1 protein-coding gene is annotated in these 289 nt (G+C 66.4%); it reads left to right on the forward strand.

Going from position 1 to position 289, the window contains the following annotated elements; all coding sequences use genetic code 11:
- Window positions 1-31: 31 nt before the first annotated feature.
- Window positions 32-289 (forward strand): LysR family transcriptional regulator (locus tag E0702_RS16810; protein WP_132045701.1); only part of this gene is annotated, 258 nt, incomplete at its 3' end.

The following is a 289-nucleotide window of genomic DNA, read 5'->3' on the forward strand; positions in this document are numbered from 1 at the left end:
CGGATCATCATCTTAGCCAGAGCGCACGTCCATGGCCGTTCTCCCGCCTTTACCCAACCTTCAGGCCTTCGAAGCGGTGGCCCGGCGCAAGAGTTTTGCGCTGGCGGCGGCCAAGCTGCACCTGACCGCTTCGGCGGTGAGCCATCAGGTGGCGCGGCTGGAGTCCTATCTCGGGATTCGCCTCTTCGAGCGCAGTGCGCACGGCGTGCGCATCACCACGGCCGGGGAAAGTTACCTGGCGCGCATCCAGGGGGCGATCTCGGCCATCACGGCGGCGTCCATGGACGTG

The organism is Halomonas marinisediminis (genome assembly GCF_004347715.1).
Lineage (GTDB): Bacteria > Pseudomonadota > Gammaproteobacteria > Pseudomonadales > Halomonadaceae > Halomonas > Halomonas icarae.